Raw genomic sequence first — 20,807 nt, 5'->3', positions numbered from 1 at the left:
GCAGGTAGTTCACCGATACCGGATCCCACAGCAGGGTAATTGGTTATCCGGGGTGACGAATTCACTACAATTAGCCGATTTTATCAAATAAATACTACTCCAGGCCTTGAAAATTCGCTTTGCATCCCAAATTAGCAGGCATCCCGAAGAAAGAGTCCAGGTATGTGTAAGAGGCTCTTGACGGATTCATCGGCAGCATTATTATTAGCACTCTGCGGTTGAGAGTGCTAATAAGTGGATTGCCGCGCAATTGACCAAAATTAAACGTAGCAAATCTACTTGTCTAAACAACAAGATTAATTGGGAGACTGAAAACTCATGAATATCCGTCCTTTACATGATCGCGTCGTCATTCGCCGTGTTGAAGAGGAAACAAAAAGTGCTGGTGGCATCGTATTGCCTGGTTCCGCAGCTGAGAAACCTTCTCAAGGCGAAATTCTGGCGGTTGGCCCGGGCCGAACGACCGAGAACGGTGAAGTCCGTCCTCTGGATGTAAAAGCCGGCGACAAAGTAATCTTTGGCCAGTATGCAGGCAGCAGCGTCAAAATTGACGGTGAAGAACTGCTGATCATGGCTGAAAGCGAAATCTTCGGTGTATTGGAAGGCTAAGCGACCCGAACTTTACAGGTTTCAATCAACAAGCGATTGAAGAACTCTAAGAATTCAAAAGGAAAGAAAAATGGCAGCTAAAGAAGTTAAATTCGGCGACAGCGCCCGTTCCAGAATGGTTCGCGGCGTTAACGTATTAGCAGATGCAGTTAAAGTCACTCTGGGCCCAAAAGGCCGCAATGTAGTATTGGAAAAGTCGTTCGGTTCACCAACCATCACTAAAGATGGTGTATCGGTTGCGAAAGAAATTGAACTGGAAGATAAGTTCGAAAATATGGGTGCGCAAATGGTAAAAGAAGTTGCGTCCCAGGCAAACGATGCAGCGGGTGACGGTACAACTACCGCAACCGTGCTGGCTCAATCGATCGTATCCGAAGGCCTGCGTGCGGTGGCGGCCGGTATGAACCCGATGGATCTTAAGCGTGGTATTGATAAAGCCACTGTAGCTGTGGTTGAAGAACTGAGCAGAATGTCTACTCCTTGTGAAGATTCTAAAGCGATCGCGCAAGTAGGCACCATCTCTGCTAATAGCGATTCTTCTGTAGGAAGCATCATTGCAGAAGCCATGGAAAAAGTAGGCAAAGAAGGCGTTATCACGGTTGAGGAAGGAAGCGGCCTGGAGAACGAACTGGAAGTTGTTGAAGGCATGCAATTTGATCGTGGTTACCTGTCTCCTTACTTCATTAACAACCAAGAAAAAATGAGCGTTGAACTGGAAAGCCCGTTCATGCTTTTGGTCGACAAGAAAATCTCCAACATTCGTGACATGTTGCCGATTCTGGAATCGGTTGCAAAAGCGGGTAAGCCTCTGCTGATCATCGCAGAAGATGTTGAAGGCGAAGCATTAGCAACCCTGGTTGTGAATAACATGCGTGGCATCGTTAAAGTGGCTGCTGTTAAGGCTCCCGGTTTTGGCGATCGTCGTAAAGCGATGTTGCAGGATCTGGCCATTTTGACCGGCGGCACCGTGATTTCCGAAGAAGTGGGTATGTCTCTGGAAGGCGCGACTCTGGATGATCTGGGTACGGCTAAAAAGATAACCATTACCAAAGAAAACACCATCGTGGTCGACGGTGCCGGTGAAGAATCTGAGATTCAGGCTCGCGTTAAGCAAATCCGTCAGCAAATCGAAGAAGCGACTTCTGACTATGACAAAGAAAAACTGCAAGAGCGCGTAGCCAAATTGGCCGGCGGTGTTGCGGTAATCAAAGTCGGTGCCGGTTCCGAAGTGGAAATGAAAGAGAAGAAAGCCCGTGTAGAAGATGCTCTGCATGCAACACGTGCGGCAGTTGAAGAAGGTGTTGTTCCTGGCGGTGGTGTTGCTCTGGTTCGTGCCTTGGCAACAATCGGCTCTCTGGAAGGAGCGAACGAAGACCAGACTGCCGGTATTCAATTGGCATTGCGTGCGATGGAAGCGCCAATCCGTCAAATCGCGGCTAACGCGGGTGCAGAAGCCTCTGTTGTTGTTGATAAAGTAAAATCAGGTACCGGCAATTACGGTTACGATGCTGCGACCGGTGAATATGGCGATATGATCGAGTTGGGTATTCTGGATCCTGCCAAAGTAACTCGTGCTGCTCTGCAGGCTGCTGCTTCTATTGCGGGTCTGATGATTACGACAGAAGCGATGGTTGCTGATATCCCTGAAGAGAAAGGCGCTCCTGCAATGCCTGATATGGGCGGCATGGGTGGAATGGGTGGCATGGGCGGCATGATGTAGTCAGCCCTGACCCCTATTTAGTACTGAAAGCAAGTGCTTATAAAACCCCGTCATTTGACGGGGTTTTTTTATATACTGCATTAAGCCCTGCCGACGGTTGAGATCATTGGCCGGAGCGATCATCATTAGCGTCTATTTTGCACCGACTCTAGCGGAGTGAACCATGAGTAAAGACAGGCTAGTCGTATTTGATACCACCTTGCGGGATGGAGAACAAAGCCCCGGCGCGTCCATGACACTGGAAGAAAAGGTCCGTATCGGCAAAGTACTGGAACGGATGCAGGTGGATGTCATTGAAGCGGGTTTCGCTATCGCCAGCCAGGGCGACTTTGAGTCTGTAAAAGCAGTAGCAGATACCATACAAGAAAGCCGGGTTTGCTCTTTGGCCAGAGCGGTTGATGCGGATATCGAGCGCGCTGCGGAAGCATTGAAAAATGCCAATGCGGGCCGTATACATACCTTTATCGCCACGTCTCCGATCCATATGGAATATAAATTACGGATGACTCCGGAGCAGGTCATCGAGCAAACCATCAAAGCCGTAAAAAAGGCGCGCAATCTGTGTGAAGACGTTGAGTTTTCCTGTGAAGATGCTGGGCGCTCGGATGTGGATTTTTTGTGTCGGGTTATTGAGGCTGCGATTGATGCGGGGGCCAACACGATCAATATCCCTGACACAGTGGGTTATGCCGTGCCACTGCAGTTCGGTGAAATGATTCGGCAGTTGCTGGAGAGAGTGCCGAATGCAGATAAGGCGGTGTTCTCAGTTCATTGTCACAATGATTTGGGTCTGGCCGTTGCGAATTCACTGTCAGCGGTTGCGCAGGGCGCTCGCCAAGTGGAATGTACGATTAACGGCTTGGGTGAGCGGGCGGGAAATGCGTCGCTAGAGGAAATTGTAATGGCGGTTCAAACCCGTCCGGATTTTTTCGATGTCGTCACCAATATTAATACTCGGGAAATAGCACCGGCTTCACGTTTGGTTTCATCAATCACCGGCTTTCCGGTTCAGCCCAATAAAGCCATTGTCGGCGCCAATGCGTTTGCGCATGAATCGGGAATTCACCAAGACGGTGTTATAAAGTTCCGTGAAACTTACGAAATTATGAAAGCTGAAGATGTCGGCTGGAATGCAAACCGGATGGTGTTGGGTAAACATTCAGGCAGGAATGCGTTCCGGGCGCGGCTCGATGAATTGGGTATTGTGCTGAAATCGGAAATGGAACTGAATGAAACGTTTCAGCGTTTCAAAGACCTGGCAGATAAAAAGCATGAAATTTTTGATGAGGATATTCAGGCGCTTATCAGTGATATCCTCACAGCCAGTGAAAACGAGCAATATGCACTGGTATCGCTCAGTGTCTGTTCTCAAACCGGCGAAGTGCCGACCTCTCAAATTGTATTGAGTGTCGCCGGCAAAGAGCAGCACGGGGAAAGCGAAGGAGCCGGGCCGGTGGATGCCACCTTCAGAGCGATTGAGCAGATTGCATCGAGCGGCGCCCAGTTAGAACTTTACAATGTTAGTGCGATCACCAGCGGCACGGATTCTCAGGGTGAGGTGACGGTCAGGCTGGAAAAAGGCGGGCGCATTGTCAACGGTCATGGAGCGGATATCGATATTGTAGCGGCATCCGCAAAAGCGTATCTGAATGCATTGAATCACCTTAGCGCGGATTCGAAGAAAGCGCACCCCCAGAAGGGAGGCGTGTAAATGATCCCCGAAGCAAATCGCATCGCTTATCTGGAAGCCCTCGGCATCACCCAATATGTCGCGCACACCGCGATAAGCGGCGTGCTGCAATTACCGGTATTGGAGTGGGATGAAGTAGTGCCCCATGCGGAAGAGTGGAGTGGGCTTGCAAATAATGCAGATAATCACGACACGCAAGGCGAGGCATTTGAAGGTCTTAGTGAAATACCAGCTGAGAGCGCAGCAGAAAAAACCTCGGTGGCGATCGCGCCTTCGAAGTCGCACTTGGAAACAGAGGGCTCTGCCGAGCACCTGCCGGCGGTTGATACCGGTATCCCGGAGCTGGATTTAGCCAGGTTAGGGTTGGGCGCGGTTCAACAAAAGTCGTCTCAGGCATCGAAAGTTGTCAGCAGTGTGCGGCCGTTCAGTTGTGTCTCGGTTACCTTGCCGGGTCAGTTCCGGGTGCTACTGGAGCTTGCAGGTGCTGATGCGCCCGGATTATCCGCACTGGAACACCGGATGCTGTCCGACTTATTAGGGGCTCTGGGAGCCCTTAATGCGCTCGACCAGTTTCCTGCAAAACTGTACCGTTGGCCGGTAATCAATAACCCACGCATGGCTGCCGATCCGGTGGCGGCTTTCGACGCGCTGTCTGCGTTTTTGGCTACCACCGAGGCAGTGCCCAAGACTTTGGTGATGGGATCAAAGGCAGGTGTGGCGCTTGGCCTTGTACAGAGCGTTAACCCACAAACCCTGGATCGTATGCCCGGTCAATTCGGGCTTGTAGCGGGTTTTGCCGAGATGCAGTCCGATTGGAAGCTGAAAGCCGAAGCATGGGCCCGGCTGCGCGAATTTCTTCTGTAGTGAGTCTGGGTGCCCGATGCAATTTCAATTGATGAGTTTTAGTCATCTGCCGCTTGTTATGGAAATAGAACAGCAGGCGTATCCCTGGCCCTGGACGGAAGGAATGTTTGTGGACAGCTTGCGCAACGGGCATCTGTGTTATGTCGCCTTGGAAGAAGGGGTGCTGGTAGGTTACGCGATTCTTTACGTCGCGGTAGGAGAGTGCCATATCCTCAATATATGCGTTAGTCCCCGACGACAAAACCAAGGGCTCGGGCAAAAATTGCTGGAGTATGTATTGGCGGCGAGCGTTGATCACGGGGCCGAGAAGGCATTGCTTGAAGTGCGCCCTAGCAATGTCGCGGCGGTGGCACTTTATCAGCGTGCGGGCTTTGAACAGGTGGGGGTGCGCAAAGACTATTATCCAGCGGGCTCTGAGCGCGAGGATGCTTTGGTTTTCACGCTGCCTTTGGGGCGTGTTTAGTGGTTTAAAATATCCTCTATTTAGGTACTTAAAGTACCCAAAAAAGTAAAAATATAAACCTTATGATTGATCTGGTTTAAAAAAATGGTTAGATTGGTACTATGAGTACCGAAAATGAGTCAAAATTAAACCATTTGCTCAGCACTCAGCCTTTGGGTGTCGTGCTTTCTTCGGCTTGGCTTGCTGATCAAGGTTACAGCCTTGATTTGCAGAAACGCTATAAGCGTAGCCAGTGGTTTGATTCTATCGGTACAGGAGCGCTGATACGTCATAGCGATCAAGTGGACTATCTGGGAGGCATGTATGCTTTGCAATACCAGTTAGGACTATCTGTGCATCCAGCTGCTAAAACCGCGCTATCCATGCAGGGCAAATCGCATTATTTGGCGTTGGCGACTAAATCAGTCCAGCTCTTTGGTGGTAAGAATGACAGTTTGCCCCTTTGGTTTAAGAAGCGGGATTGGGGTGTCAGTGTGAACTGTAAACTGACTTCGTTTTTAGCGCCTGAACTTGGATTGGTAGAAATAGAGCATAAGGGCTTTAAGGTAAAAGTATCCAGCCCCGCACGAGCGGTCATGGAGTGCCTTTATTTGGCGCCAAAGTCTCAACCACTTTTGGAAGTATTTGAGTTAATGGAAGGGCTGAATAATTTGAGGCCAGCCAGTGTTCAAACATTGCTGGAAGGCTGTACTTCCGTGAAGGTAAAACGCCTGTTTTTGTATTTGGCAGATAAGGCAGGCCATGAATGGCTTAGCTATATCAACCTCGAAAAGGTAGATTTGGGCTCAGGAAAACGCGCTATCGTGAACGACGGTGTTTATGTTTCGAAGTACCAGATAACTGTACCCAAAGAGCTGGAGGCTGTTTATGGATGAAGCCTATAAAAAGCAGGTTGGGCTTCTTTTGGATGTGCTGCCCGAAGTCGCCAAAGAAGAATGCTTTGCCATGCATGGCGGTACGGCGATCAATCTCTTTGTACGGGATATGCCAAGGCTTCAGCTCATCGAAACCGCAAAAGCCAGTTGGAGCGAAGAGGATAAGGCGTTCTTGTTGAGCTTAAATCGCCTTGCGCCAGGCTGGTCGAATTACGACTATCAGCGCTTTCCATCGGTGAATTGGAAGCTTCGAAACTTGGAGAAATTCAAGAACGACAATCCAGAGGCTTATCAGCAGCAATTGCAGGGGCTGGAAAGCGTTCTGGAGCAGTAATTTATAGCGCGGTTATTTATTGGTAACGCTTCCTATTGATAACATAGGCGTTTTCTCGCCCCGAAAGGGTAAAGTAACGAACAAGTACGAATTTAAGTACAAACTAGGGTATGAGTGGTATGGGTGATAGTAATTTTCTCAATGAAATCAATAAGAGACGCACTTTCGCTATCATCTCGCACCCGAATAAAGTTACCTAAGCCAAGTTAAGACAAGAAAAGACAGGTTTTTCATTAAAAACAAAATGTTATAACGCGTCTTTGATTGTCCTATCACCATCTCAAGACAGTCTGTTTCACCCTCAGTCAGAAGAAATTTGTATAAATTCTCGTACAAATTTTCTTGTACAAACCCCCTTTGAAAAATTTGTACAAGTAGCACCGCGAAGCGGGCTAAGGACTGAAAGGTGGCACTGACTGAAACATGGCTAAAAGCCAACTACAAGAAGCTGAGAGATAAAGCCTTAGAGAAAACTGACCGTGACGGTCTAAGCGTTAGGCTTTCTCCGAAGGGAAAAATTACCTACACGTTGCGTTACCAGCATGCAGGCAAAGCTGGACGGGTAGATTTAGGTTCATACCCTTTAATGAGCCTAAAGGAAGCGAGAACAGAAACGCAACGCCTCAAAAAGCAACTAGAGCAGGGACACAACCCTAAAGTGGTACGTTTGCTTGAGAAGCAGGCTATTATCGCCGCTGAATCGCTCTCAGGGCTTTTTGAGTTGTGGTATGAGGCTTACTGCATCCAAAACAAGAAAGGCCATGTGGAAATCAAACGTAGCTTTGAAATTCATGTGTTTTCAAAGCTAGGTAAGCTTCCCGCTGAGAAAGTCACCTTGCATGCATGGCTGGACATTCTCGAAGGACTGGCAAAAACCAAACCTGCTATCGGCGAGCGCATACTGGAAAACGCCAAGCAGCTCTATAAATTCGCCATGAAGCGTAAGCTTGTGCCTGCTAATCCGCTAGCGGATATCTACGCCAAAGAAGACCTACAGATCCAGAAGCGTTCAACAGACCGCGTTCTGGATGATGAAGAAATCAAAATGCTTTGGCTGGCGGTCAATAACTCCCGCATCACGCCAAAGAATAAGCTGTTCGTAAAACTTTGCCTGATATACGGCTGCCGTAATGGCGAGCTGCGGCAGGCAGAAAAACAGCATTTCGATTTTAAAGCAGGTATCTGGACAATGCTGGTGGTTTGATGAGGAAACAATATTGGATCAGCGGCAAAGTGTTAATGCTTTTGCCGGAACAGAATTATCGCTGCGCTGAAAAAGGCAGAATACGTTCGTATTCGCATTGTCTGGATTTATTTCCCCTTTTGGGTATACGTCAAACCATCACATAACTTGCCTTCATCAAGACATCCCCCGACCTTCCGCGCCTTCTCAGGTTCAGGCTTGTGCAGGACGGGTGGTTCCCCCTGTCTGGATTGCGTCAAAACATGTGATCTTCGCTCGCAAGCTCGCTTCTTTCCTTGGGGTTTTTAACCCCAAAAGGGGATGAATTTTTAGCCTTACAGGAGCAAGACAATGAGCGAAGAAATTAGAATTTATGTTGCAGATTTAGCCGCATACAACAACGGCATATTGCATGGTGTCTGGATTGATGCCACGCAAGACATCGACGACATTCAAGAGCAAATTAACGACATGCTAGCCAGTAGCCCAGAACAGGACGCCGAAGAATACGCCATTCATGACTATGAAGGCTTTGCAGGTTATTCAATATCTGAATACGAAAGCATTCAACGTGCGCATGAAGTTGCATGTTTTCTTGAGGAGCACGGTGAGATTGCAGGCGATTTATTATCACACTTTGGAGATTGCATCGAAGATGCACAAAAAGCCATCGAAGAAAATTATTGTGGCTGTTACGCCTCACTTGCAGATTATGCCGAAGAGCTAACTGAGGAAACTACACAGATCCCTGAGCATTTAGCCTTATATATTGACTATGAAAAAATGGGGCGTGATATGGAGCTTGGCGGTGATGTATTCACCATCGAAACAGGCTATCAGGAAGTGCATATTTTCTGGAATCATTAAGCTAATGCTTGAGCCCTTGCCGTAAGGTGAGGGCTTAAATTCCGGCGCGCTTTTGGGGCTCAGCGGCCTTGCGGCCTATATCGCTCATGCTTCGCTTGTCTTGTCTCCGCTGTCGTCAAGCTGAGCCCAAAAGTTTAAATAATGATGGATATCGGTATTGTTAATACCGATAGCGCCTTTCTTTTCAATCATGCGGTTTAAGAGTGTTGTTGTTTACGGCGGTGAGCGCCGTAAAACTTAAAGGTGGTAAACTAGCTCTTAATGTGTTAGTTTATATGAATTAGATTTCACGGCGCTATTCGCCGCAAAATTGGCAAATTATAAACTACAGAAAGGTTTTTGCGCTTGGATAAGGGCACTACTTTACAGGAAGACGTAGCGAAAGGTGCTTATAAACAGTCACTTAAGACGCTTTTGCCCTATGGCATGCTGGCTACCAAAAAGTGGTTGGCAGAGCAGGGCTTAAGTGCCCATGCACTGGATAATGCGGTCAAAACTGACACGCTATTGCTATTAGCTACAGGTGTTTATAGCCAGTATTCACGCTCGGTGAGTTGGGAGGGTGTAGTAGCTTCTATGCAGCGTATGGAAAGACGGGACGGCGAACAACTACCGCCTGTGGTGGTCGGTGGGCTGTCTGCTCTCTCCTTATCGGGTTTGTCACAGTATTTATCATTGGGTAATACGCCACATATCCACTTATATGCGGCGGGAAAGTTGCCGACATGGCTGGCACGACTATCGTTGCCCGTTGAGTTTAAAGGGCATAGTACAAGTAAACTATGGCCTGAAAGCTTATCTAAGGATAAAGCTTTTGTTAAAGAGTATGAGTGGGAAGCGGAATTGCCACCTGTGTATTTTTCATGCCCAGAGAAAGCCATACTGGAAGTGTTGATGGACTTGCCGGAAAGCGTGTCATTTGAGCACGCTGATGAACTTATGCAAGGTCTGGTGAATTTGTCACCCAGAAAGCTTGATACGCTTTTAACCACATGCAAAAGCGTAAAGGCCAAACGCTTGTTCTTCTGGCTTGCGAAGCGCCAATCTTACTCTTGGTTTAGCAAGTTGCAGGTAAAGGATTACGATTTGGGCTCAGGAAAGCGTGTTGTTGCTAAAGGCGGGAAGTTGGATGCTGAGTATCTAATAACCGTGCCGTCGCATATGGCATCGGTGAGTGAAGTGTAAGCTCTTGTTTAGGGAAAAATAGGGGATGGATAGAAACAGCATTTACTACAAGCAAGTGCAGCTTTTGATGCAGGTTTTGCCTTTTGTCGCTAAACAGGAATGTTTTGCGCTTAGAGGTGGTACGGCAATTAATCTCTTTGTCAGAGAATTTCCGCGCTTGTCGGTTGATATTGATCTGGTGTATCTGCCAATGAAAGGCCGTGATGAAGCCTTGCAGGAAATTTGTGATGCACTCGATGTTATCAGTGCTGAATTAAAAGCAGCGTTTAAAGACATAGAGCTGACCGAAGCCTATAAGTCGAAGCGCGATGCACTGAGGCTGATCGTTGCCCGCAACGGTGTGCAGATCAAGGTGGAATTATCACCTGTATTACGCGGCACGGTTTATGAGCCGAAGCTCATGGAGGTGCGCGCTGCTGTAGAAGATGAATTCGGTTATGTTGAAGTTCCTGTCGTCGCTTTGGCGGATCTATATGCTGGTAAAATATGTGCAGCATTGGATAGGCAGCATCCACGAGACTTATTTGATGTTAAGTGGCTTTTGGAAAATGAAGGGCTGACTGACGAGATTCGCAAAGCTTTGCTGGTGTATCTCTCAAGCCACAATAGGCCTATGGCCGAACTGCTAAAGCCCCAATTTAAGGATATTTCGGCCATCTACGCAGGTGAATTTGCCAACATGGCCGAGACAGATGTTCCCTTGGAAGAGCTGGAAGCAGTTAGGGAGCGATTGGTAGCGCTTATTCATCAAGGGCTAACCGAAAATGAAAAAGCGTTTTTACTGTCGTTTAAAAACCGTGAGCCAGACTGGCCGCTGCTCGAGTTGAGCGGAGTTAGTGAGCTTCCGGCCATTAAGTGGAAACAAATTAATCTGGCTAAAATGCCAGATGAAAAACATAAACAGGCGCTAGAAAAGCTGAAAGAAGTACTGGGCGTATGATTTATAACGTTTAGTCATTTTGCTAGAATAGCGCTCAATTTTATCAATGCTTTGATGGGAGGTTTTGCTGGCTGTAGGCCTTGGCAGACGACTTGAAAATCAGGGCTTAGAGTTAACTTTATTTTTTTGTACAAACTTTTGTACAAAATGGGAATTTGGATACATGGCAAACGCCGATTTTCTTAATGAAATCAATAAGCGAAGAACATTCGCTATCATCTCGCACCCGGATGCTGGTAAAACCACAATAACTGAGAAGTTGCTGCTGTACGGAAACCAAATTCAGGTGGCGGGAACGGTTAAAGGACGTGGTTCAGACCGTCATGCTACCTCCGATTGGATGGAAATGGAAAAGGAAAGGGGCATTTCGGTGACCACCTCGGTAATGCAGTTCCCTTATAAAGATTGCACGGTGAACCTGCTGGATACTCCAGGCCACGAAGATTTCTCGGAAGATACCTACCGGACCCTGACTGCAGTCGATTCCGCGTTGATGGTTATAGATGGAGCCAAGGGGGTTGAACCACGGACGATTAAACTGATGGAAGTTTGTCGTTTGAGAGACACCCCGATTTTGTCCTTTGTGAACAAAATGGATCGGGATATACGGGATCCGATTGATCTGCTGGACGAAGTGGAAAGCATTTTGAATATCAACTGTGCCCCGGTGACCTGGCCGATTGGGATGGGCAAACTGTTCAAAGGTGTGTACAACATATATCAAGATACCACCTATCTCTACCACAGCGGGCAGGGACATACGATTCAGAGTGTGCGGCCGATAAAAGGACTGAACAATCCTGAGCTGGATGAAGCCGTGGGCAACTTGGCAGACGATCTGCGAGAAGAGCTTGAACTGGTGAAAGGGGCCAGCCACGAATTCGAACTTGACGCCTTTCTGCAGGGCAAACTAACCCCGGTATTTTTCGGGACCGCATTGGGCAACTTTGGTGTCGATCATCTATTGGACGGGTTGGTACAGTGGGCACCGAAACCTCAGGGTAGGGAAACCGATATTCGCCAGGTGGAGGTAGATGACGATCGTTTTAGTGGCTTCGTGTTTAAGATTCAGGCTAACATGGATCCGAAACACCGGGATCGTATCGCCTTTATGCGGATTTGCTCCGGGCATTACGAAAAAGGCATGAAAATGCGCCATGTACGACTTGGAAAAGAGGTCAGAATCTCGGATGCTATGACGTTCAGGGCCGGAGAGCGGGAGCACCTCGATACGGCTTGGCCTGGCGATATCATTGGTTTGCATAATCACGGCACAATACAAATCGGCGACACATTTAGTAGTGGCGAAGATATGAATTTTCAGGGTATACCGCACTTTGCACCGGAGCTGTTCCGGCGGGTGCAATTGCGGGATCCATTGAAAAGTAAGCAGCTGCAAAAGGGGATCAAGCAATTGTCAGAAGAAGGCGCAACTCAGGTATTTATGCCACTGCGTAATAATGACATTGTTGTGGGCGCGGTTGGAGTGTTGCAATTCGATGTGGTGGCCTACCGTCTCAAGGATGAATATAAGGTAGAGTGCTCCTACGACAATGTCAGCGTCAGCACTGCCCGTTGGGTATACTGCGACGATGCGCGAATGTTGGAGGACTTTAAGAAGAAATGTCACGATAATCTGGCGATTGACGGCGGAGGATACCTTACCTACCTGGCGCCGACGCGAGTTAATCTGGAGCTGACCCAGGAACGCTGGCCCGACATTCGTTTTCAGGAAACCCGCGAGCACTGATGGCGGGCTACATTGTTGGATCCTTGTTGATGACCTGGGTGCTGTGCAGCGCCCTGAACGGCTTTATCGAATACGCGGCGATTCAACAGTGGCTCGATCGCAGCAAAGCCTTTATCAGCATGATTGTCGGTGTGTTGGTTATCGCCGTCATTATGGTAGTGATTGCGCTATGGGGGTTACCGGAATCGCAATTGGCCAAGGACGTCATGACTCCCCGTCAGCTCAGTACCAGCACCCAGACCAGTATCGTAGTGAACGTATTGTTCGCTGTAGGTTATTGTGCGTTTCAGTTGCGACGTTTTTGGGACGACTAGCGCCAATTACCGGATAATTTTTTTTGATATATGATTTAATGTGGCAGGTTGAATGACGGATTCAAGCTGTGGGCAGAATTTCTAAAACTCTCAATCAAACTTTACCACCCTGGGTATTGCAGCGCTTGAATCGCGCTTTGCAACCGATGGGGGTGGCCGTGCCGTCCGTCCGTCCGGATCGCCAATCGACTATCCTGGATAATTGCTATAAAGCAGAAGTTGTTCGTATTCATCACGAAACCCCCCGTGCTATCACCATTGAATTTGAGTTGTTGGAAGGATACCGGCTTAACTTTAAAGCAGGGCAGTTTGTAACATTGACGTTGCCGATGGGGGCGACTTTCTTTCAGCGCTGTTATTCGTTTTCCAGCGCCACTCACGAAAATAACTATACCATCACCGTGCAGAGAATTTTCCAGGGGCGTGTTTCCTCTTATCTCAAATCGTCATTGGGGGTGGGAGACCAATTTTATATTGATGATCCCGCTGGTGATTTCGTTTTGCCCGCTGTCCATCCGGAGAATCAGCGCTACGTGTTTATCGCTGCGGGAGCCGGCATAGTCCCTGTTTATTCCCTGATAAAAGAATTGCTAGGGAAAAATCCGGATGCCGAGATTCAGTTGCTATACGCAATCCGTTCCCGTGAGCAAGCGATATTCGCGCGGCAACTTGCACGTCTTGAGGCAGAGCACGTGGGACTGACAGTGCTGTTTCAGTATACTCGTAAGGAGGGGGATGGCCATGATCCGTTCAGGCGCCTGGACGGCGAAAAAATTCTGTCCAGAGTATCGGATTCCGCCAGTGCGTTATTTTATTTATGCGGTCCTTATGGCCTGGTAAAAAAGTGTTCAGAAGCCTTCGCTCGAGCCGGTATCCCGGCATCCAGAATAAAAATTGAAAACTTTAATTCAGCTCCGGATTCACTGTTGTCACAACAGTTAAGACCGCGGGCGTTGACGTTTCTTCCTTCAAGGCTGCTACGCAAGATGGTGCAAGTGCGCCAACGAAAGGTGGATACCATTCTGGAAAGTGCGCACAGGGCTGGAGTGGCAATTCCTCAAAAGTGCACTGTGGGTAACTGTCAGACCTGTAAGGTGAGGGTGAAATCCGGCTCGGTATTAATGGATGAGCCTAATTCGCTGTCCATTGAGGATGCTAGGCAAGGCTATATATTGAGTTGTGTTTCCTACCCTTGTGATTCGGTCGTAGTAAAGTTATCCGGCAATTAACATCCTGCTTTCTTATAGTGTGGTGAACATGAATTCCAGAGCCGGATCGTAGCCGGTAAAATCGTTCTCAATGTGATTCAGACCGGCTAACTGTTGATAGCGTATGTCTTCGCATGAGGCTGCAAGATGATCCGGGTTGATGTTTTTATCAGAAGGTGTCCAATCTGGCGCGATACCCATGCTGCCACGGATCTGACGTTCTTTGCCCCGAAACTGAAATTGAACTGCCTGGTTGCTTTCCAGCGCACACCAGACTTTAGCTTCAAGCTCGGTCACCTGGGCTTCGGTCTGCGGGGCTTGTTCTTCTGGTAACATGAATAAGTGCTGTTGTTGATGGGTTTCGTCGTTTTTCACCGGTTGGCTCAACAGGCTAACCAACCCCAGCAGGCACATTGCAATGACCCAGCTGGCCATTATGGATTTCAAATTCATGGTCCGTTCCCTTTACCCTAAATGCTGATGCCCGACCCCTTGTTTTATGCGTAGCGCAAACGACAAAAGCGAAGAGTGAATTTCCCTTTAAATAAGGAGACTTGATAACCACCATTCTCCCGAATAACCAAACAACTTCTATAAACTAAACAGGATATAGAATGCGAAATAATACCATATTGACTTTGAGGTGGTTTTTGTTATTTATAACTGGTTGATTTTTAGGGATAAACGGTAGGGAAATAATCGCCCATGACGGAGAGTAATTTATTTAATTCAATACAATCATACGGTTGGGTGAGTATTGCGATCCATTGGTTGTCCTTCCTGATGGCGGCGTTTATCTTTGGAATCGGCCTGTATATGGTCGAACTGACCTACTACGACACCCTTTATAACGTGTTACCTGAGTGGCATAAAGCCGTCGGTTTAATGCTGGGAGTGTTGACGCTAATAAGGCTTCTGTGGGTTGCTTTCAGTGTTACCCCGGCCTTCGAGGGAGAGTCCGGTCTTCAGGCTGTGCTGGCCAGGCTCGCGCATCTCCTGCTGTATTGCTTCATAATTGTTTTAACCTTTAGTGGATATATTATTGTCACGGCGGATGGAAGTGATCTGCAACTGTTCGGTCAAGCCTGGCTCGGCGCTCTGTTTGAACTCTCTTCCGACCAGGCCGAGTGGGCAGGCAGAGCACATCGCTGGATTGCATACGGGTTTGCGGCATTAGTGGTTCTACATGCCACCGCAGCCCTGTATCATCACTTTTTTCACCACGATAACACCCTCAAAAGAATGTTGTTTCCCCAATCGATAGAAAATGGAGATTAGAATGCGAGTACAAAAGAAATCCGCTTTTCTGGTAATAATGAGCTTTGTTCTGTTATTTGCGACCGGTGCGGCGCAAGCCGCTGATACTTATAAAATGGATATCAAAGGCACCCATGCCTTCATCCAATTTAAAATCAAGCATCTTGGCTTCAGTTGGCTATTGGGCCGCTTTAATAAATTCGATGGCACTTTTACTCTCGATGAGAAAAATATTGAGAACTCCAAGGTGAATGTGGCGATTGACGTGGCGAGCCTGGACTCCAACCACGCAGAACGCGATAAACACCTGCGTGGCAAAGATTTTTTCAATGTTTCCAAGTTTCCGAACGCCAGTTTTAAAAGTACTAAAGTTGAGAAAACCGGTGACAAAACTGCAAAGATAACAGGCGATTTCACTCTGAAAGGTGTGACTAAGCCTGTCACTTTAGATACCACTTATATTGGAGGAGGGGATGATCCATGGGGTGGTCATCGTCAGGGGTTTGAAGCCACCACTCGCATTAAACTGAAAGACTTCGGTATTGATTACAACCTCGGGCCTGCGGCCGAGTATGCAGAAATTTATATTTCAATCGAAGGTGTACGTCAGTAATAATGGAAAAATGACGGGTCCGGCTAAATTAATCAGCCGGACCCGTCATTTTCAGCGTTAACTGAATTGTGTGAAATCCGGTTTACGCTTTTCCAGAAACGCATTGAACGCTTCTTTTGCTTCCGGCGCTTCCAGCATTTCACTGAAATATTTTTCTTCCGCAGCCATTACCGCCTTCAATTGTTCCTGATTGCCCTGACGCAGTAGCTGTTTGGTAATGCGCATTGAGGCGGGTGGTTGTCGAGCCAGCTTTTTCGCTTTTTCCAGGGCATAGGCTTGATAATCTTCCTCAATTACCTCGCTCACGAAACCCATTTCTTTCGCGGTGTGGGCATCGAATAATTCACATAGCATCAGCAACTCTGCCGCACGGCGATAGCCGACCAATTGAGGAATCAGCAAGCTCGATCCGGCTTCCGGGCATAGACCCAGGTTTGCGAAGGGCATCTGGAATTTGGATCCCGGTGCGGCATACACCAGATCGCAGTGCATAAGCATGGTGGTTCCGACGCCAACCGCGGGGCCATTGACGGCAGCTACCAACGGTTTAGTGAGGTTTGGCAGCGTGCGCAAAAATCTCGCCACCGGAGAATCGCCGCCGATGCTCGAGCTGTTCAGGAAATCCACCAGGTCATTGCCGGCAGTGAAGCAATCTTCGGTTCCTTTGATCAACGCAACACGCAATGCCGGATCATTTTCCAATTGATCCAGGCCATCGCAGATCGCGTGATACATCTCTCCGGTCAGTGCATTTTTTTTATCACCCCGGTTCAACTGGATGGTGATAACGCCATCCTCAATCTGAGTAGTGACTAAGTCTGTCATGAAATTATATCCTGTGATGGTTCTTTTTGAGGTTGTGTTTGGACGATGAAAGTGTGCGTTTGCCTGGTTTCAAGTCGAGTTTGCGTTTCCTGGCGCTGGGCCTTTATCAGTTGATTAAGAAGCGTCACACTGGCGGGCAAATCAGGCGGCGCCAAATCCGGAAACGCATCGCCTAATTCAGTGGTGGGCGTCACCCGTTTACCCGTACGCATACTCACCAACGCCATACGAACCAGAGCTGCGGTGAAAATAGTGCCGTCGTGTGTGAAGAGTTGCTCGATATAAACGTAGCGGTCATCCCAGCCATTGATACGGGTTTCAACCGTAAAATGCTGCATGGGTCGCATCTCTTTTATATAGCTGATTTCAGTATTCGCGATCAGCGCTTTGACTCGTCGTGCATGCATAGTCTGCAGCCAGGGCGTATGGATCATTTGTTCCACGCGCCCCCGTTCCAGATACTTGAGGTATTTAACGTTGTTCATGTGGATGTTGGCATCCAGATCCCAGGGCATAACCCGATGGTGTGAGTGTACCCAATCCAGCAAAGATTTAGTCGGCTTGGTTTTCTGAATATAAAGCGCCAGGATAAATCGAATAATAAACCACATGATACTTCTCGCGATGGGTTGAGATTATTGGGTCTCACCGGTAGTGAGGACGACTTTTCCGATCGCTTTCCGTTGCAACAGCAGGTTCATTGCGTCTGCTACTTGGTCCAGAGGATAGCTGGCGCAAACGTAGGGCTGAATTTTACCTTCCATGGACCATTGATAAAGTTGTTTGAAATTGTCTTGATTCGCCTGTGCTTCTTTGGTCAATGAAGCGCCCCAGAATACGCCGACAATTGAGCTGCTCTTTAATAATGTCAGATTGGCCGCAAGTTGGGGAATGTCACCGCTGGCGAAGCCGACCACCAATAAGCGGCCACCCCAGTTAATGCAGCGCAATGCGGTTTTGGTGTAGTCGCCCCCCACCGCATCGTAAATGACGTCTGCGCCGTTGCCCGAAGTTAAAGCTTTTACCTGATCTTTCCAGTCAGCGTCGTTGTAATTGACCACGTGATCTGCACCACGCTCTTTGCAGACAGCGAGCTTCTCCAGGTTGCCACCCGCTGCGATCACGGTTGCTCCCATTAATTTACCAAGCTCCACTGCAGCCATGCCCACACCGCCGGAAGCTCCGAGCACCAGTAGTGTTTCTCCGGATTGCAGGTTGCCGCGTTGTTTCAGGGCGTAATAAGAGGTGCCGTAAATCATGGTGAATGCGGCGGCTTGCTCGTAGCTGAATGTTTCCGGCATTGGAAAGCAGCTGGCGGCGGGAACACTGAGTTGTTCTGCATAACCACCGACAAAGGCAAAGCCCATCACCTGGTCTCCGGGTTTAACGTGTTTAACCTGGTCGCCCACGGCCGCCACCGTGCCGGACACCTCGGTACCCGGTATGAAAGGGAGAGGCGGCTTGAATTGATATTTATTTTCAATGATCAGGGTGTCAGGGAAATTGATGCCGGCGGCTTTTACGTCGATTAGCACATCGTTTGCGCCCGGTGTCGGGGCGGGGACATCTTCAACAACCAGCTTCTCTGGTGGCCCAAACTCTTTACAATGCACAGCTTTCATTGGCTTTTCCTTGTTTGTTGGCGTGGTGTTATCGGCCCGCCCGTTGACGGTCCAGTATATCAGCTCAATAACCGGACAAAAAAGTTCCGGAATTGCCGAATCTTATTGAATTTAGGCGATATTACCTCACTTTTACCCGACTGCTTCCGCTTGTAACGAAGTCTGACTTAAAACGCTAACAATGTGGCAGATTTAGCCAGTAATCTGCATTGGCTGCCCTGATATACTGCTGACCCTATAGTCATATTGATACTTAGAGTTGGTTAATCTGCTCTATACACCGAAGAGGATATTTCATGGACTTGCAAGATAAAGTGGCCATTGTCACGGGCGGAGCGTCCGGTTTGGGTCGCGCCACAACAGAAGCGTTTTTGGCGAAAGGCGCGACGGTAGTCATTTTCGATTTGAACGAAGAGCTGGGCGATAATGTGGCTGCTGAGCTGGGAGATAAGTGTTTTTTCGAGAAAGTGAATGTGGCTGATGAAGCGTCGGTACAAGGTGCTATTCAGCGCATTATGGAAAATCAGGGTGGCCTGCATGTAACCGTGAATTGTGCAGGTATTGGTTCCGCCATGAAGACTTATGGCAGTAAGGGGCCCCATTCCCTGGATATTTTTCAGAAAGTGATTGCGGTTAATCTGGTTGGTACGTTTAACGTAACCCGCTTGGCGGCTGAAGCCATGGCTAAAAATGAGCCGGTTACCGAAGACGGAGAGCGCGGCGTTATTATTAATACCGCTTCTGTCGCCGCCTTCGATGGTCAGGTGGGACAGGTTGCGTATTCCGCATCAAAAGGCGGGGTTGTCGGTATGACGTTGCCCATCGCACGGGATCTTTCTACCTACGGGATTCGTGTGAACGTTATTGCTCCGGGTATTTTTAATACCCCTTTGATGAATGCCGCGCCGGATACCGTTAAGTTGCCATTAATCGAAATGACCCAGTTTCCGAAACGCCTGGGTAACCCTTCCGAATACGGTCAGATGGCATGTCAGATGGTCGAAAACGGTTTCTTTAATGGTGAAGTCGTTCGCCTGGATGGCTCTATCCGGATGTCGCCCAGATAACGTAAGCTCGGTCGTATCGACAGTAAAAATGCGTGGCAAGCACCGATTGAAATCAGTCCAACATTCCATCCTGGAATGCGTTTGCAAAGCCGGAGTTAAAACCAGCGCATGGTTGCTCCGGCTTTTTTGGTCGATTTGAAACGTTTTCGAAGTACTTTGTCTATCGCTACTTGTTCTTGCCCCCCACCTATCAGCGCGTGTAAAGTCGAATTCTTTTTCGGCGCACACAGTCATGAATATCCGCAATCTCCTGATCCTGATCTGGGCTCATATAACACTGGGTAGTATTGCTCCCATGATGGTGCTGTTAAATGGATTTGTCGGCAGTACGCTGGCCCCTTCCGAGAGTCTTGCCACCTTCGGAATGGGGATGTTGGTTGCGGGTACCGCGGTATCCACAATCCCGGCTGCTAAAATCGCGAATCGGTATGGTCGCCGTGTTGGATTTTTGGCAGCGGTTCTGATCAGCGTGTTCGGTTGCCTGAGTTGTGTTGCTTCTCTCTATGTGCGTTCTTTTGTTTTGTATTGTGCGGGGATGACTCTACTAGGTTGTACTTTGGCGTTTGTGCAACAATTCCGTTTCGCAGCAACGGAAAATGTGCCAGCGGCAAAAACCAGTCTTGCAGTCGGATTGATTTTGTTTGCCGGCATTGGTGCCGCAATGGTAGGGCCCCGATTGGGGGTGTTCACTCAGCACCTGGTTCCTGACATCCTTTATGCGGGTTCCTATTTGGCATTGGCTGGCCTGGCTTTACTCGCCGCAGGTGGTTTGATGCTCTATCGGCCTCAGATCAAACCGCAAGAACAAACATTTAAAAACCGCGTCAAGTTCAGCTCGCTGTGGACTTCTCGCTATGCCCTCGGCGTACTATGTGGCACCACAGCTTACACGGTGATGAGCCTGGTGATGACGGCCACCCCGATCAGTATGCATCACCACCAGGGTATCGCGATGGGTGATACGGCCAATGTGATTCAGTGGCATATAGCGGCTATGTTTCTGCCCTCACTGTTCGTGGGAGTACTGATGCAAAAGTGGGGTGCCCCAAAGGTCGCATTGTTCGGTCTGATCTGTAACCTGATGGCCGTCGTTCTGGCTTTGCAGGGGGTGACCTATCTGCACTACATGGTGGCGCTGGTATTGCTGGGGTTAGGCTGGAACGGACTATTTCTGGCGGGAACACAGCTGGTGGCAACGGCCTATCCCGGAGCGGAGCGCTATCAGGCCCAGGCAGGGAATGATTTTATTATTTTCGGGTTTCAGGGGGCTGCCTCCTTGTCGGCAGGCCTTTTGATGGCGACGCTTGGCTGGAACGGACTCAATCTGGTTGCACTGGCTTTGTTATTGATTTGTTTGATCGGTTGGTTGCACCTAGTATTGATAAAAGGGCTGGATAGTAACCAGTCAATCGCGTGAACAA

The 20,807-nt window shown here is 48.6% G+C and carries 22 protein-coding genes; 18 read left to right on the top strand and 4 right to left on the bottom strand.

Translation table 11 applies throughout. The features are described 5' to 3' along the window. Nucleotides 1-318 precede the first annotated feature (318 nt). The 14 genes from FT643_RS03160 (at nucleotide 319) to FT643_RS03095 (ending at nucleotide 14,023) form a co-directional block, all read left to right on the top strand. Nucleotides 319-609, top strand: coding sequence for a co-chaperone GroES (locus FT643_RS03160; RefSeq protein ID WP_156869207.1), 291 nt, complete (start codon nucleotides 319-321; stop codon nucleotides 607-609). Between the two features lie 70 nt (nucleotides 610-679). Next, nucleotides 680-2,329, top strand: coding sequence for a chaperonin GroEL (gene groL, locus FT643_RS03155; RefSeq protein WP_156869206.1), 1,650 nt, complete (start codon nucleotides 680-682; stop codon nucleotides 2,327-2,329). Nucleotides 2,330-2,492: 163 nt separating this feature from the next. Continuing rightward, nucleotides 2,493-4,040 (top strand): 2-isopropylmalate synthase, encoded by a 1,548-nt coding sequence (locus FT643_RS03150; protein ID WP_156869205.1) that lies wholly within the window; start codon nucleotides 2,493-2,495, stop codon nucleotides 4,038-4,040. Further along, the gene (locus tag FT643_RS03145) at nucleotides 4,041-4,883 is read left to right on the top strand and encodes a hypothetical protein (protein WP_156869204.1); all 843 of its coding nucleotides are present in this window, start codon (nucleotides 4,041-4,043) and stop codon (nucleotides 4,881-4,883) included. It abuts the gene before it with no gap. A 16-nt stretch (nucleotides 4,884-4,899) separates the two neighbouring features. After that, nucleotides 4,900-5,346: a ribosomal protein S18-alanine N-acetyltransferase gene (gene rimI, locus FT643_RS03140; RefSeq protein ID WP_198043275.1), complete on the top strand. Its 447-nt coding sequence runs from the start codon at nucleotides 4,900-4,902 to the stop codon at nucleotides 5,344-5,346. A gap of 101 nt (nucleotides 5,347-5,447) precedes the next feature. Continuing rightward, nucleotides 5,448-6,221: a type IV toxin-antitoxin system AbiEi family antitoxin gene (locus FT643_RS03135; protein ID WP_156869203.1), complete on the top strand. Its 774-nt coding sequence runs from the start codon at nucleotides 5,448-5,450 to the stop codon at nucleotides 6,219-6,221. Further along, nucleotides 6,214-6,555: a nucleotidyl transferase AbiEii/AbiGii toxin family protein gene (locus tag FT643_RS23995; RefSeq protein WP_156869202.1), complete on the top strand. Its 342-nt coding sequence runs from the start codon at nucleotides 6,214-6,216 to the stop codon at nucleotides 6,553-6,555. The genes FT643_RS03135 and FT643_RS23995 overlap by 8 nt, the downstream gene beginning before the upstream one ends. Before the next feature lie 406 nt (nucleotides 6,556-6,961). Continuing rightward, entirely contained in the window at nucleotides 6,962-7,759 is a 798-nt protein-coding gene (locus FT643_RS03125) for a tyrosine-type recombinase/integrase (RefSeq protein WP_198043274.1), read from the top strand. Between the two features lie 330 nt (nucleotides 7,760-8,089). Beyond that, nucleotides 8,090-8,605 (top strand): antirestriction protein ArdA, encoded by a 516-nt coding sequence (locus tag FT643_RS03120; RefSeq protein ID WP_156869201.1) that lies wholly within the window; start codon nucleotides 8,090-8,092, stop codon nucleotides 8,603-8,605. A 345-nt stretch (nucleotides 8,606-8,950) separates the two neighbouring features. Then, nucleotides 8,951-9,790 carry a type IV toxin-antitoxin system AbiEi family antitoxin gene (locus tag FT643_RS03115; protein WP_232339816.1) on the top strand — a complete coding sequence of 280 codons (840 nt, stop codon included), beginning with the start codon at nucleotides 8,951-8,953 and terminating at the stop codon, nucleotides 9,788-9,790. Between the two features lie 25 nt (nucleotides 9,791-9,815). Then, entirely contained in the window at nucleotides 9,816-10,730 is a 915-nt protein-coding gene (locus tag FT643_RS03110) for a nucleotidyl transferase AbiEii/AbiGii toxin family protein (RefSeq protein ID WP_156869200.1), read from the top strand. Nucleotides 10,731-10,893: 163 nt separating this feature from the next. Then, nucleotides 10,894-12,480, top strand: coding sequence for a peptide chain release factor 3 (prfC, locus tag FT643_RS03105; RefSeq protein ID WP_156869199.1), 1,587 nt, complete (start codon nucleotides 10,894-10,896; stop codon nucleotides 12,478-12,480). Then, the gene (locus FT643_RS03100) at nucleotides 12,480-12,794 is read left to right on the top strand and encodes a hypothetical protein (RefSeq protein ID WP_156869198.1); all 315 of its coding nucleotides are present in this window, start codon (nucleotides 12,480-12,482) and stop codon (nucleotides 12,792-12,794) included. The genes prfC and FT643_RS03100 overlap by 1 nt, the downstream gene beginning before the upstream one ends. 68 nt (nucleotides 12,795-12,862) lie before the next feature. Continuing rightward, entirely contained in the window at nucleotides 12,863-14,023 is a 1,161-nt protein-coding gene (locus FT643_RS03095; RefSeq protein ID WP_156869197.1) for a 2Fe-2S iron-sulfur cluster-binding protein, read from the top strand. Nucleotides 14,024-14,035: 12 nt separating this feature from the next. On the opposite strand, the gene FT643_RS03090 is transcribed toward FT643_RS03095, so the two are convergent. Next, nucleotides 14,036-14,455, bottom strand: coding sequence for a hypothetical protein (locus FT643_RS03090; RefSeq protein ID WP_156869196.1), 420 nt, complete (start codon nucleotides 14,453-14,455; stop codon nucleotides 14,036-14,038). A 252-nt stretch (nucleotides 14,456-14,707) separates the two neighbouring features. On the opposite strand from FT643_RS03090, the gene FT643_RS03085 reads away from it, so the two are divergent. Both FT643_RS03085 and FT643_RS03080 read left to right on the top strand, forming a co-directional pair. Then, entirely contained in the window at nucleotides 14,708-15,280 is a 573-nt protein-coding gene (locus FT643_RS03085; protein ID WP_156869195.1) for a cytochrome b, read from the top strand. Between the two features lies 1 nt (nucleotide 15,281). After that, a complete protein-coding gene (locus FT643_RS03080) occupies nucleotides 15,282-15,872 on the top strand; it encodes a YceI family protein (RefSeq protein WP_411267790.1) in 591 nt (196 codons plus the stop codon). A 57-nt stretch (nucleotides 15,873-15,929) separates the two neighbouring features. Here FT643_RS03080 and FT643_RS03075 read toward each other — a convergent pair whose 3' ends face one another. From FT643_RS03075 to FT643_RS03065, 3 genes are read right to left on the bottom strand one after another with little or no spacing between them, the layout of a single operon-like run. After that, nucleotides 15,930-16,697, bottom strand: coding sequence for an enoyl-CoA hydratase (locus FT643_RS03075; protein WP_156869194.1), 768 nt, complete (start codon nucleotides 16,695-16,697; stop codon nucleotides 15,930-15,932). Then, nucleotides 16,694-17,308 (bottom strand): acyl-CoA thioesterase, encoded by a 615-nt coding sequence (locus FT643_RS03070; protein WP_156869193.1) that lies wholly within the window; start codon nucleotides 17,306-17,308, stop codon nucleotides 16,694-16,696. Before FT643_RS03070 ends, FT643_RS03075 begins: the two co-directional genes overlap by 4 nt. 24 nt (nucleotides 17,309-17,332) lie before the next feature. Continuing rightward, nucleotides 17,333-18,319: an NADPH:quinone oxidoreductase family protein gene (locus tag FT643_RS03065; RefSeq protein WP_156869192.1), complete on the bottom strand. Its 987-nt coding sequence runs from the start codon at nucleotides 18,317-18,319 to the stop codon at nucleotides 17,333-17,335. A 296-nt stretch (nucleotides 18,320-18,615) separates the two neighbouring features. Here FT643_RS03065 and FT643_RS03060 point away from each other — a divergent pair, with 296 nt between their 5' ends. Both FT643_RS03060 and FT643_RS03055 read left to right on the top strand, forming a co-directional pair. Continuing rightward, nucleotides 18,616-19,386: a 3-hydroxyacyl-CoA dehydrogenase gene (locus FT643_RS03060; protein WP_156869191.1), complete on the top strand. Its 771-nt coding sequence runs from the start codon at nucleotides 18,616-18,618 to the stop codon at nucleotides 19,384-19,386. Nucleotides 19,387-19,618: 232 nt separating this feature from the next. Continuing rightward, nucleotides 19,619-20,803, top strand: a complete 1,185-nt coding sequence (locus FT643_RS03055; protein WP_156869190.1) for an MFS transporter — start codon at nucleotides 19,619-19,621, stop codon at nucleotides 20,801-20,803. Nucleotides 20,804-20,807: the final 4 nt, after the last annotated feature.

The sequence above is a fragment of the Ketobacter sp. MCCC 1A13808 genome, from assembly GCF_009746715.1.
Lineage (GTDB): Bacteria > Pseudomonadota > Gammaproteobacteria > Pseudomonadales > Ketobacteraceae > Ketobacter.
Note: the sequence above shows the minus strand (reverse complement) of the source record. Positions and strands in the feature narration are given on the sequence as shown.

What these genes read in the sequence shown, in the direction of transcription:
- FT643_RS03160 (WP_156869207.1), top strand. Translation starts at nt 319, where the DNA reads ATGAATATCCGTCCTTTACATGATCGCGTCGTCATTCGCCGTGTTGAA.
- groL (WP_156869206.1), top strand. Translation starts at nt 680, where the DNA reads ATGGCAGCTAAAGAAGTTAAATTCGGCGACAGCGCCCGTTCCAGAATG.
- FT643_RS03150 (WP_156869205.1), top strand. Translation starts at nt 2,493, where the DNA reads ATGAGTAAAGACAGGCTAGTCGTATTTGATACCACCTTGCGGGATGGA.
- FT643_RS03145 (WP_156869204.1), top strand. Translation starts at nt 4,041, where the DNA reads ATGATCCCCGAAGCAAATCGCATCGCTTATCTGGAAGCCCTCGGCATC.
- rimI (WP_198043275.1), top strand. Translation starts at nt 4,900, where the DNA reads ATGCAATTTCAATTGATGAGTTTTAGTCATCTGCCGCTTGTTATGGAA.
- FT643_RS03135 (WP_156869203.1), top strand. Translation starts at nt 5,448, where the DNA reads ATGAGTACCGAAAATGAGTCAAAATTAAACCATTTGCTCAGCACTCAG.
- FT643_RS23995 (WP_156869202.1), top strand. Translation starts at nt 6,214, where the DNA reads ATGGATGAAGCCTATAAAAAGCAGGTTGGGCTTCTTTTGGATGTGCTG.
- FT643_RS03120 (WP_156869201.1), top strand. Translation starts at nt 8,090, where the DNA reads ATGAGCGAAGAAATTAGAATTTATGTTGCAGATTTAGCCGCATACAAC.
- FT643_RS03110 (WP_156869200.1), top strand. Translation starts at nt 9,816, where the DNA reads ATGGATAGAAACAGCATTTACTACAAGCAAGTGCAGCTTTTGATGCAG.
- prfC (WP_156869199.1), top strand. Translation starts at nt 10,894, where the DNA reads ATGGCAAACGCCGATTTTCTTAATGAAATCAATAAGCGAAGAACATTC.
- FT643_RS03100 (WP_156869198.1), top strand. Translation starts at nt 12,480, where the DNA reads ATGGCGGGCTACATTGTTGGATCCTTGTTGATGACCTGGGTGCTGTGC.
- FT643_RS03090 (WP_156869196.1), bottom strand. Translation starts at nt 14,455, where the DNA reads ATGAATTTGAAATCCATAATGGCCAGCTGGGTCATTGCAATGTGCCTG.
- FT643_RS03085 (WP_156869195.1), top strand. Translation starts at nt 14,708, where the DNA reads ATGACGGAGAGTAATTTATTTAATTCAATACAATCATACGGTTGGGTG.
- FT643_RS03080 (WP_411267790.1), top strand. Translation starts at nt 15,282, where the DNA reads ATGCGAGTACAAAAGAAATCCGCTTTTCTGGTAATAATGAGCTTTGTT.
- FT643_RS03075 (WP_156869194.1), bottom strand. Translation starts at nt 16,697, where the DNA reads ATGACAGACTTAGTCACTACTCAGATTGAGGATGGCGTTATCACCATC.
- FT643_RS03070 (WP_156869193.1), bottom strand. Translation starts at nt 17,308, where the DNA reads ATGTGGTTTATTATTCGATTTATCCTGGCGCTTTATATTCAGAAAACC.
- FT643_RS03065 (WP_156869192.1), bottom strand. Translation starts at nt 18,319, where the DNA reads ATGAAAGCTGTGCATTGTAAAGAGTTTGGGCCACCAGAGAAGCTGGTT.
- FT643_RS03060 (WP_156869191.1), top strand. Translation starts at nt 18,616, where the DNA reads ATGGACTTGCAAGATAAAGTGGCCATTGTCACGGGCGGAGCGTCCGGT.
- FT643_RS03055 (WP_156869190.1), top strand. Translation starts at nt 19,619, where the DNA reads ATGAATATCCGCAATCTCCTGATCCTGATCTGGGCTCATATAACACTG.